Raw genomic sequence first — 14640 nt, forward strand, 5'->3', positions numbered from 1 at the left:
GCTTATCCCGGCTTCGTGACATTGAAATTGGCGCAAAAATCGTAGAAGGATATGGGTAAAAGAAAGCAGCCCGCAACGGTTACAATACTTCACCGCACGATGCACGATAGCAAATTTGCCCGAATTGCCCTGAATTTACCCCCGGGCGCTTACCTATTGCTTACCCGCAATTTGGCGAGAGCTGGATTGTTCTCATAACCTATTGATTTTATGGCGGACCCGACGCGATTCGAACGCGTGACCTTTGCCTTCGGAGCGGTATCGGAACGAATTTCCGGGGGTATCCGATACTACGATATTGCACTCTAAAGCACTGAATTAACATTAAAAATCTTGATTTCTTTCCGAAATTCCTATCCTCTCATACGCCATGATTTTCCCTCAACTGCTTCCGTGGTGCTTCCGTGGAAAGCGTAACGATTTAGGGCTTTAGGCGGATGAGCAGGCTATCTAATCGTACTATCGCAGCCGTTGAACCGCAATCAAAGGACTATTTTCTTTGGGACGATGATTTGCCCGGTTTTGGCCTTCGCGTGTTCCCTACGGGCAAGCGCAGCTTTCTGGTTCAATATCGAGCGGGCGGACGCACGCGCCGCTATACAATAGGCCCTCATGGGGTCTGGACACCCGAAGCCGCGCGTAAGCAAGCGCAGATTCTGCTCGCTGAGATTGCTCACGGCGAAAACCCAGCCGAACAACGCCTGCTCGATATCAAGGCGATTACTTTAAAGGAGCTTTGCGAGCGCTATCTACAGGATGCGGACAGCGGGCTCATCCAAGGCAAAGGGCGGAGACCTAAGAAGGCGTCGACCATAGTATGCGACAAAAGCCGAATTAACCGGCACATTGTCCCGCTGCTTGGTACCAGGCGGGTGAGAGACGTGACGTCTTCCGAGGTCACGCAGTTCCTCCGTGATGTTGCCCGCGGCAAGACGAAACTGGACGTGAAAACGAAGCGTCGGGGGCGATCCATCGTGCGCGGTGGAATAGGTGCTGCAACACGCACTGTTAGCTTGCTTGGCGGGATTTTTACCTATGCTTTGCAACTCGGCATCATTGACCGCAATCCCGTCCACGGAGTTCGGAAATTCGCTGATCAGAAAAAAAGCCGCCGGCTTAGCGAGGGTGACTACCGGCTGCTCGGCGAGATCATCCGTAAAGCCGCTGAGAAGGAACAACACCAAACCGCCGTGGACATGATTCGCGCCATTGCCTGCACGGGCTGCCGGTTAGGAGAAATTGTAACGTTAAAATGGGCGGATATCGATGTCGAGAATAGTTGCATAAGATTTGGGGATAGCAAGGAAGGTGCCTCCACTCGTCCAGTCGGGCTTCCTGTAATGGACTTCTTCGATCGCTTGCGTCCAGATCGACAGGGCATCTACGTGTTTCCCGGCACACAATCGGGCAAACCGCTCATTGGCTTTCCGAAATACTGGATCGCAATTCTGAAGGACACGGAGCTGTCCAGCATTACGCCGCATGTGCTCCGGCACAGTTTCGCGAGCATCGCCAATGACCTGGGCCTTACAGAGGTTACCATTGCGGCTTTGCTGGGACACTCCCGCGGAACAATCACGAGCCGTTATATTCATAGCGTTGACTCGGCCTTGATCATGGCAGCCGATACGGTAGCGGGCTATATTCAAGGGCTCCTTGATGGCGTGGAGTTCAAACGTCATTCCTATGCCTTTGATCGCGCTTCGCGGCAGGCCGTGCTGGATCGGCTGTTTGACCAACCCAAGAAGGGACAGACGAACGAGGATAGACTGCCCGTTGAGCCAGGGGCAGCGTGAAGGTGATAGACAGTCCTGCCTTTTCAGGTTGGCAGCGGATCTGTGCCGCGATCAAGCAGGGCTAGGTAATCCGAGTAGGCGTAGATTCGACCGCGCTGCCGTCCCGTAGTCTCACGCACGACATCGATCCTGGCGAGATTTTCCAATGCTGTGCTGGCCGTTGGAAAGGAGACGGCGAGCTTCTCGGAGACGGTCTGGATGGTGACGATCGGGCTGGCTTGCATCAATTCGTGGACCCGGAGCGCCGACGGCGCCGCGCGGCCGAGGCCGGCGATCGTCTGGCGATGGGCGTCGAACATGGCGATCAGATCGCGCGCGGTCGCGGCAGCCTGTTCGGCGGTCTCCGCGACGCCGGTCAGGAAGAACTCCATCCAGGTCTCCCACGTCCCGGCCTGCCGGACCTCCTGCAGGAGCCGGTAATAATCGTCGCGTCGGGATTTCAAGAACAGGCTGAGATAGAGGATCGGCTCGCGCAGTACCCCCGCCTCGCACAGGATCAGCGTGATGAGCAGCCTGCCCAGGCGCCCGTTGCCGTCGAGGAAGGGGTGGATGGTCTCGAACTGGACATGGGCCAGGCCCGCCCGGATGAGCGGGGGCAGTGCCGCATCCTCGCTGTGCAGGAAGCGCTCGAGTGCATCGAGGCATTCGTCCAGCCGGTTCGGCGGCGGCGGCACGAACAGGGCGTTGCCGGGCCGGGTTCCGCCGATCCAGTTCTGCGAGCGGCGGAATTCGCCCGGTTGCTTCGCGGCGCCCCGTCCCGATTTGAGCAGGATGGCATGCATTTCGCGGATCAGCCGGAGCGACAGGGGAAATCCGCCCCGCATCCGGGAGACGCCATGCTCGATCGCCGCGACGTAATTCGAGACCTCGGTCACGTCGTCGAGTTCGACCGACGGCGCCTCGTGATTTTCGAATAGCAGCAGGTCTGACAGCGACGATTGCGTCCCCTCGATCTGCGAGGACAGGAGGGCTTCCTTGCGGACGTACATGTAGAGGAACAAAGGCGTCGAGGGCAGGATCGTCGTCACGCCGTCGAGGCGCCCTACCGCGGCGATGGCGCGCTCATAGACCTGCATGAACCGCCCGAGTTCGAGCGGCGGATTCGGCGGCAGCGGGGCAGGTACGTAGGCGCGCACGCGCTCGCCTCCCGCGCTCGTTTCGACATAGGCGCCGAGCCTTTGGTTTTCTCCGTTCGTCACGTGCGATCCTTTAATTAGCGCCACACGTTATTAAAGCATAGCGCCATATATCTTAATAGCGTGCGCCGCTAATTCAAGGCTCCGCAGCGGTCACTTCGCGGTCTAGGATCGCATAGAACGTCTCTGTGACCTCGGGTACCCGGCAATGCTCGACAAGGGCGCCCGACTCAAGCTCGTCGCGGACAACAATTGGAGGCACTACGCGACGCGGGCAAAATGAGAGATCAACTATGGACTATTAAATTAAAATATTGATCTAAATAGGTCATATTTGCCCCATTTTGAAAACACTGAGGAACTGCGGCTGGAGCTTGGTCAAGCCATTCGTGCACGGCGGATCGGACGCGGCTGGTCCCAGGAGAAAGCGGCCTTGTGCGCCGGCATGGGGCTTAGCACCTGGAAGCGGATGGAGGCGCGCGGGCCGAGTCTCGCGGAGAATCTGATCAACGCCGCCCTCGCCCTGCGGTGCGAGGAAGGGCTTGCCCAGCTCTTTCCGGCACCGGCCGCCGCCAACCTCGATGAGCTTTTGCAGCGCCAGGCGGCTACTGCGGGTAAGCCCCGCCAGCGGGCGCCGCGGCGTAAGGCGACGCCGTGAAGCTGGCGCCCGGCAAGCCCCTTTCAGTCGCGCTCGCTTTTGAGCCAAGCGGGGAAACGCTCAGAGCCGCCCGGCTGGCAATGGATGGATGGTATTAACGCCTGAAGGCTGTGGCCCGCTCGGTCACGATCGTGATCACCTTATTTCGCATAGACTTGGCCGAATCAGAACGCCCAACAAAATCCGGCAGAAGCAGCGAGGCCGCGCACTCCAATAATCGAGCTGCAACTTCCGTCAGCGCCGCCTCAGCTTTGCCAGCAGGCAGGCCGATCGAGCGTGCCAGGGCCAGGAAGTCCTGCGGGCTTAACCGGTCGTCCTTGCCATTGAGCTTCAGCGCCATATGGTCGCCGCCAACTCCGGGGAAAACGCGCGTGGTGACGGCATCATAAAGTGGCGCGAACCGAACCGACGTAAATTCCTTGGCTCCTGCGGCCACCGCCTTGAGCATGGCGAGGTTCTTCAGGTGCATGTCGCCGTCGGCGATGAGCCAGGCAAAGAGGGCGCGACGGAACAGGATATCGAGATCCGCCTCAGGCTCGGTGGAGAGCGGCCGCAAGCCCTTGGCCATGCGTTCGATGGTGCCATCATATTTCGCTGTTGCCGGCAGGTCGAGGATTGAGCAGAAATCCTCCAGAGCAAGTCGGCGTTGGTCGTCCGCACCACGCCGGATATCGAAGCGTTCGACAACCAGTGCGGGTGGCATGCCGTTGGGCATTTCAATGAGCGCCGCCGCCGGAACGTCGAAACCCACGGCGCGTCCAAACTCAAGGCAGAGCCATTCCACGATCGGTAGCGCCTCGAACCCTGCGGTACCAGTTGGCTTGAGGATGTGTGTGAATGGCTGGTCGATGGCCGCAACGAGAGTGCCGTCAGCGCCGAGGCTCATTGGCGCCTTGATCTGAACACCCGAGAGGCGAGGCGTCTCCGCATGCGTAAACATACGCGCAAGGTTCTGCTCGAGGGTCTCTTCAATGTCCCCGCGCGCCGGTCCGGCATAGCGTCCTGTAAAGCGGCCTGCATCGGTGAATGCCGCCAGTGGCGTGATGAGGATATCGACCGGCAAGGCCGCCAATTCCTCGAGGCTTTCGACGATGGCGATGTTCGACATATAACGCCGGCCCCGGCGCAACGCATCGCGCTCGTCGCGTTCGTGCAGCACCTTCGCGAGCCAGCCTTCCGGCAGGAGTGATTCGATGAAGGCTGGAAGCTTTCCCGGCGTGGTCTCTCGTACCAGCACCGGCGCGGAGCGCCTTTGCGGCTCCCAACGCCATTCGAAGCCGTCATGCCGCAGCCGGCCAAGTACATCGCCATGCCAGGCAACAAGAAGGCTGAACGCCGCCTTGTTGACCTGAGGTCTGGATAATCCTGGCTGGGCCAGGAGGAAACGCTCCGCCGCCTCGCCTTCGCGGTACCATTCATTTTCGCGTGCGAGCGTCCAGACCGCGTCTGCCACAGCCTGCGGAGAGCCATGCTCTTCAACCAGGCGCACCATCATCTGTGTTCGCATTTCTGTGGTGACAGCGCTGGCATGCTCGCTCCTTAGCCTGAACGCCTCCAGGAAACGTTGACGTGGCGATGAGACATCGACGCGCAACTCACCTAAATCGTCGCCGATAACTGCGCTGGCCGTCGCCGGATGCGGTGGCGCCTGGTTCTGGACGATCTCCAGACTGCGTAGCCGGGTACGTTGATTGCGTTTGCCGCTGATAAAGAGACGTCCATCCGGCGTAGGGGCCAGGAGGACTGCACTGGCGGATGAAAGGTAGGCTGTCGGATAAAGATAATGGGCAATACGGACTGCATGACCAAGGATCGCGGCCTCAGCATTCGCATCGTGATTTACATAGACCCCGCGGACAAGCTGTACCAACTCGCCCGTTTGGGCCAGAAGATGCGCCCGCTTTGCATCGATAGTCTCGCCTACAAGGTGGATGGCCATGGGATTATCTCGCATTTTAGATGCGTGTTAATCCTACCTAAGGCGAGAACAGTCAAGAATTATCGCGCACCTGAAATGCGTGATAATTCTCGCGGCCGGGGGCTCGCGCTCCCAGTGTCGACTTCCCGCCGCATTTGGCACGCCAATCTGGGCGGCTATGGATTAAGGTCTTATATAAACGACCATAAGGCGTTTATGATCGTCAACACGAGACTTTATCATGCGATCAACCGTCACTGACACGCTGCCACCGAGGGTCAAACGTGCGCTCACGAAACTGGGCGCGGACGTCGCGCTCGCCCGCAAGAAGCGCAGTTTGACGGCCGTGATGATGGCCGAACGGATTGGCGTCGTGAAGAGCACCTATCTCAAAGTCGAGAAGGGTGATCCCTCGGTAGCGTTGGGAACCTACGCCATGACCTTCTTCGTTCTGGGCCTTGGCGATGTCCTGGGCGAAATCCTCGACGCGCGGCGTGACGACCAGGGGCTTCTCCTCGACGTCGCGCGTATGCCGAAAAGAGTGCGCCCGCCCAAACCGCCGAGGGCATTATGAAGGACGATCTGCTTCCATATCGGGATGAGGCTCTCGGTCGATACACGGCGCGATGATCAGCAAGCCGGCCTGCTATTTGCGGGAGTTGGGTACAAACACAATTTTTGTACCCAAAAAATTCAGTTGACTTGAGTTGGCTACAAATCATAAGTTTGTACCCAACGGAGCAAAGTCATGGAGCTTCAGAAGCTTTCCACCACACATCAGGTTATGTTTTCGGACCTAATCTCAAAGTCGCTCGACGCCGATTTTGAGGAACGGCTCCCTCTGGGTGGCAGTTTTCAAAAGAAGACGGTCAAGGACCGCGACTATTGGTATTATGTTTCGCCCATGACAAATGGACAGCGGACCAAGAAATACATTGGACCTGTGTCCGATGAGGAAATTTCGTCAAGGGTAAAAAAGTTCAATGAACTGAAAAGTGACTACGGTCAGCGCAGGGATATCGTTCGATCGCTGATAGCTGCCGGCCTTCCATCGCCATCCAGGATCGCGGGTGATTTAGTAGAGGTGCTGGCACAGGCCGGCATTTTCAGGCTTCGAAGCGTATTGGTTGGAAGCGTGGCTTTTCAGACATATTCAGGCTACCTGGGGGTCAAAATCAAAGAGGCATTGTTGACGACAATCGATGTCGACTTCGCCCAATTTCACGCAATCTCCGTAGAGATCGATGATAAGATGCCGCCCATCCTTGAGACCCTCAAGAATGTCGATGAGACCTTTAAGGCCATCCCACATTTGAACGATGCCGGCACGACAAAATACAGAAATGGGGAAGGGATCGATGTCGAGTTCCTGACGCCGAATACCGGATCGGACAAGCACCAGGGCAAGGCAACAGCTATGCCGGCGCTCGGTGGAGTCAGTGCAGAGCCGCTGCGGTTCCTTGACTTCTTGATCCACAAACCAATCCGTTCTGTTCTGCTGCATAGGGCAGGAATTGCCGTAACGGTGCCCGCGCCGGACCGGTACGCCGTACACAAACTCATAGTCTCGGTTTCGAGGCAAAATGATCATGCCGGCGCAGAGAAATCATACAAGGACACCCAACAGGCGTCCGCACTCATCCTCGCACTTGATATGGGGAGGCGATCGGACGAGCTGGGCGAGGCGTGGATGGAAGCCTGGAAGCGTGGCCCAAATTGGCGTGATCGTTTGGAGAAAGGCGTATCGCGTCTTGATCAGGACACCAAAATCATCCTGAAAAAGGCAATTGACAAAGCCTGTGCATTGGAAAGGGTCAACGCAGAGGATTATTATGGGCCAAATACCTTTTTGGCCGCGTGAAGCAGCCGAGCGAATTCAAAGCCGATATACACACAGGCTGTTCCACCCCAACAATTCTCCGCGGAAATCAAGGCCCCAGCCGCCATTTATCCTTTTGTAAATATCAATTATGAACTATTATCTTGAGTATTTTCACATAAAATGTCATAAATGAACCATGTTAAAGACACCAGAGGAACTGCTGTTGGAGCTGGGCCAGGCCATCCGTGCTCGTCGGCTAGGGCGCGGCTGGTCACAAGAGGAAGCCGCGACGCGCGCCGGCATGGGGCTCAGCACCTGGAAGCGCATGGAGGCTCACGGGCCGAGCCTCGTCGAGAACATGATCAACGCCGCCTTTGCCCTGAGCTGTGAGGACGGCCTCAGTCAACTCTTTCCGGCCCCGGCTGCGTCCAATCTTGATGAACTCCTTCAGCGCCAAGCCGCCGCAGTGCGCAAACCCCGCCAACGGGCGCCCAGACGGAAGCCGACGCCATGAAGCTGGCGCCGGGCACGCCTCTTTCCATCGCTCTTGCCTTCGAGCCAGCGAGCAACCCTTTGGCTGCGGGCCGCCTCGCGATGGATGGCGGCCTCGCTCAGCTCGAATGGTCCAGAGAGGTCATTGCCCGCACACTACCGGTATCACCACTCTACCATCCACCCGAACCCGGCCTGATAGCGGCTCGGACCCGATCCTTTGATGGACTGCACGGATTTTTGGCTGATAGCCTTCCCGATGGCTGGGGCTATCTTTTGATGCGCAAACGCCTGGCGAAACTGGGCATTGATATTGCCGCCCTCACGCCCCTAGAGCGCCTGGCGCTCGTCGGAGATCACGGCCGTGGTGCTCTGGTGTTCAAGCCAGCCACGACGCCCGCCGATGATGTTGAAACCCTTGATCTTGACGCCCTGGCGCACGACGCTACCGCGTTGCTGATGGGCGAAGAGAGCCGGTTGGCCGATACCCTGGCAGGTTTGGCGGGTGGCTCCGGCGGTGCCAAGCCCAAGGTGCATGTGGGCTTCGACGGCCAGGGCCACATCTCGGTAGGTCAGGCGGCAATGCCCGCAGGCTACGCCGCCTGGCTGGTGAAATTTCGGGCGCCATCAGACCCCGTCGATATCGGTCCCATTGAGGAAGCGTACGCCTGCATGGCGGAGGCGGCCGGTTTGAGTGTCAGTGCCCACCGTTTGTTGCCGGCCAAATCCGGCCCGGGCTATTTCGCGACAAGGCGGTTCGATCGTCCGGATGGTGGCGCGCGGCTGCACATGGTGTCCTTGGCCGGCGCCATTGAGGCGCCGTCCGACGCGCCATCAAGTTACGACCTCTTTTTGCGCGCGACGCGCGCCATTACGCGGCGGGCGGATGACGTCGCCGCCGCATTCCGGCGGATGGTTTTCAACGTGCTCGCCTGCAATCGTGACGACCATACTCGCCAGCATGCCTACCTCATGGGACTGGCGGGCGAGTGGCGCTTGGCGCCGGCATTCGACCTCACTTACGCGCCGGGCCCTGGCGGCGAGCACTACCTCGACATCGAGGGCGAAGGCCGCCGCCCGACGCGCGCTCAAGTCAAAAGCCTTGGCAAAAGGCATGCGCTCGACGCCAAGCGTGTGGCGGTGATCATCGAAGACGTCACTGCCGCCGTCTCAGATTGGCCAATCCAGGCGAGGAGTGCGGGCGTCTCCAAAGACTCGACGAAAATGGTGCAGGATGCCCTTGCTCGGGTATTGGCGGATTTCGATGCAGTCTAACTCCCATTGTAGAAAATCTCACAGGTCACGTCTATGACGCTGCACAACAGCTTTGGCCGCGACCCATCCGGAGCGGGCCCGTTTCTACTCGCACGCAAGTTCGGCCACAAACTCAAATCCTTCTACCGGGCGATGCGTATAACGCGCCCTATGACCTGGATATTGGGGCCGCAATACCGTGCGGCGATGGATCTCATTGAAATAGACCTGACCTATCTTTGCAATCTAAAATGCAACAACTGCAACCGCTCAAGTGCTCAGGCGCCTGAGGCGCGGCATCTGTCTCTTGATCAGTTGAAGGAGTTTGTTACGAAGTCTTTGCATCAGGGGCGGGGCTGGCGGCGAATCAGGCTTCTGGGCGGAGAGCCGACACTGCATCCGCACTTTCATGAGGCCATCGCCGTGCTTGAACCACTTCGAGCCCGCACACCGGGTCTGCTGATCGAGGTGGTGACCAATGGCTACGGTGACAAGGTCAAGCAAGCGCTGAGGAAACTTCCGCCCCATGTCGCTGTTGAAAATTCTCAAAAATCGGGCCCGATGCAACCGCATTTCGGGGCATTCAATAAGGCGCCGCAGGATAGCTGGTGGCACCGGCTTGTCGATTACAGGAACGGGTGTGAGATTGTACGATCCTGCGGAATGGGTCTGACACCGACCGGGTATTACCATTGCGCCGTGGCTGGAGGCATTGATCGGGTTACCGGCGAGGGGCTCGGCCGCACATCGCTTCCCGCAGCCGATGACGAGATGCGGGACCTTATGGACCGCACTTGCCGCTTGTGTGGCCGCTTCCGCGACGGGCACTTCATCCCGTTCAATTTCCGAAAGCCTCTATTGGTGCAGCAGACTTCGCGAAGTTGGAAGCGCATATATGGCGCATGGCTAAACCGGCAGTCTGCAGCAGGCGGAGAACGGCTTTGACGCCCTATGTTGCCGTGCTGATTGCGACACGACCCAGATGGCAATCACTCATTTCCGTGTCGTTGCCGTCACTTCTGAAGCAGGCATGGCAGCCGCAGGAGGTGGTGATCGTGGCCGATTCCAGGCCACTCTCGCCGATGGAATCTGCATGTATGAAAGAGCAACTCGCGGGGATGCATGTCACATTCCTACGCAACAACCGGTTGGCCGGCGCAGCAGGAAGCTGGAATACCGGCCTTGCAGACATTCGGGCCAGGCGGCCCGATGCATTTGTTGCTATCCTCGATGATGATGACGAATGGGATGAAGATCACCTGGAAAAATGCGTTGATGCCGTTAGGGCCACTGATGGGACTGTGGATGTCGTGATTTCAGGTCTGCGCATACTCAAGGATGGGGAGGAATTACCTCGTTCCGCGCCTCTCAGCCTGTGCGTCGAGGAGTTCTTGACAGGGAATCCTGGTTGGCAGGGTTCAAATACGTTCGTGCGAGCCGAAACGCTGCGCCATGCTGGGGATTTTACCGATGGGCTACAAAGCCTCAATGACCGGGACTTGGCAGTTCGGGTGCTTTCTCTTGATGGCATCCAACTGGGCTTTACCGGGCGCATGACGTCAACGTGGCATCTGTGTCGCGAACCGGATACGCTCTCGAGGGCGGGCGCACCGGAGAAGCGGCGAGGCATAACACAATTTCTTGCGCTGCATGGCCACCGCATGTCACCTCAAGTGAAGGCGGCGTTTGCAGCCCGCTGCCGGCAACTGTTCGGCATAGACACTATGGTAGAAATCTGACCCGCAATGTCTCTCCCGTGATCACCACCCCGCGTGAACGCGCAGTCCGTCTCGCAGACCGGTGTCTTCACTTCGGCCGATTGCCGGAGGGTTTGGCCGAGACTGCTGGAACTGTCGTTGCCATTGCCCTGCACAACCAGGGAGCCGAGCTGCCCCAAGCGATTTTGTCGGTTTTAGAACAAGATATTGCCTCGGAAACGGTGGCGATCTTAGTGCTCGATGATGAATCAACCGACGATTGGCGCGAATGTGCCGCCGGGTTACTGGATCACCCGCATGTAGCGATCGCGCACGGATGCTGCGGTTCGGCAGCGCACACCCGCAATGCCCTTCTCGATCTGGTAGATGAGACATTTCCTCAAGCGCGCTGGGTGGCGCGGCTAGATGCTGATGACCGTTTGGCGACCAAAAGTTCACTGCGCAACATGGTGGAAGCCGGCGATCGCGGCGTCGTCGATTTCGTTCTTGGCAGCAATTATCTACGTCAAGGGAGCGAGATGATCGGCAGCCTGAATCGCGCCGACCCCGAGGTGTTGCTCGATCGCGAGCGCCTGACTTCGTTCGTCAGCGCATTCTGCGCGGGCGAGACAGAGCATGAATTGCCCTCTTGTAACCTCCTGCTCCGCGTCCGCTCCCGGATCCGCTATCCGCTGACGCGCAGCGCCGAGGATCATTGGCTGGTCGCCGGGTTGCTGATGTTCAACGCGGATCGTGGTTGTGTAGTCTCGGAACCTGCCTATGCAGTCTATTCGATTGGTGGCCAAGCAACTCGGCACAACCGAGCTGATAGCGCCTGGAGTCATACCCGCATGCGCCTCAGTAGTGCCGTGCGGCTTTGGCGCGACGTGCTCCAGAGCGGAAATCGTGTACTGGGTTGGGGAAATGAAGGCGTCGTCTGGAAAGAGGCGCAGGAGATTCATAAGCGTTTCTATCCAGGGGTCATGACGGAAGACCAACTCGTCACCATCAAGCAGCTAACAGAAAAAACGCACGGGTCCATCATCCCTTTCAGTATATGCCCAAGCTCTCCTGACGGACCGGTCATCAGCATGGCCAAAATCGCGCTGACAGAAATGTCGGGACTGTTGGCGCCAGAGACGTTACGCGCGTTTCTGGTAGCGGTTTACGATGCAGAGGTTGTTCCCAGTAATATCAAACGGGACAATATCAGACTCAATGAACGCGGAGCGCTTGTCTATATCGATATCGGCCAAGATATTCACCCGCTGTCCGTGTCGCGGTTTCTTGATTGCGCCGCCCGGCTTTACGCCATTACCATTTTGGGCTGGTCTGACTTTGAGCTGGCCCGACGGCGGACTTGGCGCACAGCGCTGGAGGGACTCTCGACACTCGATGGGTTTGCTGAATTCTACCGTAGCCTGATTGTCGGGCTCCATCCGGTCTGTTCTCCCTCCGAGCAGCCCCACACGATGCTGTTCCAACATGATGATGTGACGCTACTGATCAAGAGTTGCCCGCAAGACGAGGCAGTGTTGACTGCGCAGGTCAAACATATTGGTGGCGGGCTGTGCAGTAATGCGAAGTTTGCCCGCCGCATTCTGCTGATCGATCCTTATCCGGGGCCATATCTGCGGCAATATGCTGCGGGCGATCTCAAGCGGTTACTGGAGACGGCTGATGAGCTAAAGAGTGAAGGCTGGCTCGACGATGTATGGGTTGCACCTACGGCCTCGGAAGAAGTGGCCGAGCTATATCAGAGATGGTTCGGCATTACTGAAACTTGTCACAGCCACACGGTTGAGGGGGCACCCCTTTTCTCCCAGCTTTGGGCGTTTGAGCGGATCGATACACGGTTCGTTCTGCAAATGGATATCGATGTGCTCGTCGGCTTAGCTGATGCCAAACATGATGTTGTCTGCGACATGAAAACCCCCTTCGGCACGCAAACAGTGTGGTGTGTTGGTTTCAACATTCCGAAGACGGCGTCTGAATTCCGCGCCTATAAGAGCACCGAGGGCGGATTCGCGCCAGAAATCCGGATGGGAATGCTCGATATGCCCCGTATTCTGACACGCCGGCCATTCGAGAACCCAGTCCAGCTAGAACGGCCTGTACGGATGTGGCATCGTGTGCTCGAGCACGCCCAACAGCACAATGGCATGCAAAGCGTACGGGGCGGCGATCCACGGAGTTTTTACGTTCATCCGCGCAATGAGAATAAGGATTGGTCCAAGCTTGCTATGGTGCGTGACCTCATCGGTCAGGGCATCTACCCGTCCGAGCAGACGGAAAAATGGGATCTCGATATCTCAGCTCAATGGAAATATCAATCTCGTAGTGAGGATATCATCTTCCTGCTACTCGGGCGGAATACCCAGCCTGAGCAGCTTGCCCGCTGCATCCATTCCCTGGCGATGCAGACGTGGCAGGAGTTCGGGATCATCGTGATCGAGGATGCCGGTGACCGGGGAGCGGCCATGCCTGTGCACAATTGGTTAGGGGGATTACGCGCCCGAACGACAATCATCCGTCGGCCAGAGCGGGTCGGGTATATCGCTAACTTTCAACTCGCAGTGCGTGACATCTGCACACGCTCCGACAGTCTAATCGTCGTACTCGACCAGGACGATGCACTGATGCGCGATGACGTGGCATGGCGACTCTGGCATGCTTGGCGTGAAGGTGCGGATCTGATCAACGCACCCATGTTCCGGCCCGACAAGCCGCTCGCACTCTATCCGGTGTGTCATTCGCAACCACGCCGGCGCGGTGGTGGCAATGTGTGGGCCCATCTGCGGGGTTTCCGCAAGGCACTATTTGAACGGATTCCTGAACAGGCACTGACCCCGCCCGGGGGAGTTGATTGCCTCAGCGACTATCTGACGATGGTGCCTATGGCGGAACTAGCAGAGAAGCCGGTGGCGTTGGAGGATGGTTATTATTATCTGCATGATCGCGGTGCCTACTCGCCCGACCGGAAACAGCGCGAAGCGGAGTTGAAGTTGTGGCTTTTCACCCAGATGGAATTGTCTGGCGCATGAGCGCTGCGGCAAATAGGGCCGATTGACAGGCGCGGATGCGTTGGGAAAGTGTATCGATGGTGATGGCGCCACGCTGATCATATAGCCACCAGTTTGGTGTCTCGCGTATGCCGCGCGCCAAATGGAAGCACTTCTCGAGCGCCTCAATATGTGAAGCTTTGGCAGAGATATATTCAGGATCGGCCCGTAGCGGGATGGTCAGAATTTCGGCAACATCGTCCAACCTTCTGGTCTGGCAAGCGGAGGCAAGCGCAGTCAGTAAATCCAGGGATGACAAAGCGTGGGATGAATCCTGAAGTGGCTTCATTGAGGGCTGCATCAGAGGCCAATCCCATGCAGCAGGCGGTGCCGTAAGCCAGCGCGCGAATGTGTGTCGCCGCTCGCCTAACCAATTATGGTACATGGCGGGTGGCGCGGCGCGCGTTTCTACATAACCATCCCGCCGCAGAGATGGGTCAAAATAGATACTGCGGACCTGGACGGCAATGTCGAGTTCCCATAGCGCATGCAGGATGGTGAAGCCGGTGGACGGCCAGCATCCGAGTGCGGCTTCATATATGCGTGCTGTGTGGTGACTCGCGCTGCGCAGCCTGTCCACAAAATCGTCAGGTCCCTCTCCGGTGACTTCGATTTTCGAACCCGCAGTACCGGCACTGCGACAGCTGACTATATCAAGATGCCATTTAACGGCACTTGGCGGCTTGCGCCCGTTAAAGGTGATGCATATGTCGACAGGTTTCACCGAGAGGGAATGGGGAGTTCCATTCCCTGAGACAAGGCATATCAAAGAGTTGACCGAAGCCATTTCGCATCAACCTAACAG

At 57.9% G+C, this 14640-nt stretch carries 12 protein-coding genes; 9 read left to right on the forward strand and 3 right to left on the reverse strand.

Annotated features, from left to right (window positions below; translation table 11 throughout):
* Positions 1-437: 437 nt before the first annotated feature.
* Positions 438-1796, forward strand: coding sequence for a tyrosine-type recombinase/integrase (locus QQJ84_RS16895; RefSeq protein ID WP_284259487.1), 1359 nt, complete (start codon positions 438-440; stop codon positions 1794-1796).
* Positions 1797-1819: 23 nt separating this feature from the next.
* On the opposite strand, the gene QQJ84_RS16900 is transcribed toward QQJ84_RS16895, so the two are convergent.
* Complete coding sequence (locus tag QQJ84_RS16900) at positions 1820-2995, reverse strand: Fic family protein (protein ID WP_284259488.1); 1176 nt, start codon at positions 2993-2995, stop codon at positions 1820-1822.
* Between the two features lie 271 nt (positions 2996-3266).
* On the opposite strand from QQJ84_RS16900, the gene QQJ84_RS16905 reads away from it, so the two are divergent.
* Complete coding sequence (locus QQJ84_RS16905) at positions 3267-3590, forward strand: helix-turn-helix domain-containing protein (protein WP_284259489.1); 324 nt, start codon at positions 3267-3269, stop codon at positions 3588-3590.
* A 94-nt stretch (positions 3591-3684) separates the two neighbouring features.
* Here QQJ84_RS16905 and QQJ84_RS16910 read toward each other — a convergent pair whose 3' ends face one another.
* Positions 3685-5529, reverse strand: coding sequence for a HipA domain-containing protein (locus QQJ84_RS16910; RefSeq protein WP_284259490.1), 1845 nt, complete (start codon positions 5527-5529; stop codon positions 3685-3687).
* Positions 5530-5749: 220 nt separating this feature from the next.
* On the opposite strand from QQJ84_RS16910, the gene QQJ84_RS16915 reads away from it, so the two are divergent.
* From QQJ84_RS16915 to QQJ84_RS16945, 7 genes are all read left to right on the forward strand, one after another.
* Entirely contained in the window at positions 5750-6082 is a 333-nt protein-coding gene (locus tag QQJ84_RS16915; RefSeq protein ID WP_284259491.1) for a helix-turn-helix domain-containing protein, read from the forward strand.
* A 174-nt stretch (positions 6083-6256) separates the two neighbouring features.
* Entirely contained in the window at positions 6257-7369 is a 1113-nt protein-coding gene (locus QQJ84_RS16920; protein WP_284259492.1) for a nucleotidyltransferase family protein, read from the forward strand.
* A gap of 157 nt (positions 7370-7526) precedes the next feature.
* The gene (locus QQJ84_RS16925) at positions 7527-7844 is read left to right on the forward strand and encodes a helix-turn-helix domain-containing protein (RefSeq protein ID WP_284259493.1); all 318 of its coding nucleotides are present in this window, start codon (positions 7527-7529) and stop codon (positions 7842-7844) included.
* The gene (locus QQJ84_RS16930; protein ID WP_284259495.1) at positions 7841-9097 is read left to right on the forward strand and encodes a type II toxin-antitoxin system HipA family toxin; all 1257 of its coding nucleotides are present in this window, start codon (positions 7841-7843) and stop codon (positions 9095-9097) included. Before QQJ84_RS16925 ends, QQJ84_RS16930 begins: the two co-directional genes overlap by 4 nt.
* A gap of 33 nt (positions 9098-9130) precedes the next feature.
* Positions 9131-10021, forward strand: coding sequence for a radical SAM protein (locus tag QQJ84_RS16935; RefSeq protein ID WP_284259496.1), 891 nt, complete (start codon positions 9131-9133; stop codon positions 10019-10021).
* Positions 10018-10815, forward strand: a complete 798-nt coding sequence (locus tag QQJ84_RS16940) for a glycosyltransferase (protein WP_284259497.1) — start codon at positions 10018-10020, stop codon at positions 10813-10815. Before QQJ84_RS16935 ends, QQJ84_RS16940 begins: the two co-directional genes overlap by 4 nt.
* A gap of 92 nt (positions 10816-10907) precedes the next feature.
* Complete coding sequence (locus QQJ84_RS16945; protein ID WP_284259498.1) at positions 10908-13817, forward strand: glycosyltransferase family 2 protein; 2910 nt, start codon at positions 10908-10910, stop codon at positions 13815-13817.
* Here QQJ84_RS16945 and QQJ84_RS16950 read toward each other — a convergent pair.
* On the reverse strand, positions 13789-14622 hold the full coding sequence (locus QQJ84_RS16950) for a hypothetical protein (RefSeq protein ID WP_284259499.1): 834 nt from the start codon (positions 14620-14622) through the stop codon (positions 13789-13791). The genes QQJ84_RS16945 and QQJ84_RS16950 overlap by 29 nt on opposite strands.
* Positions 14623-14640: the final 18 nt, after the last annotated feature.

The organism is Acidocella aquatica (assembly GCF_030160635.1).
GTDB classification, from domain to species: Bacteria; Pseudomonadota; Alphaproteobacteria; order Acetobacterales; family Acetobacteraceae; genus Acidocella; species Acidocella aquatica.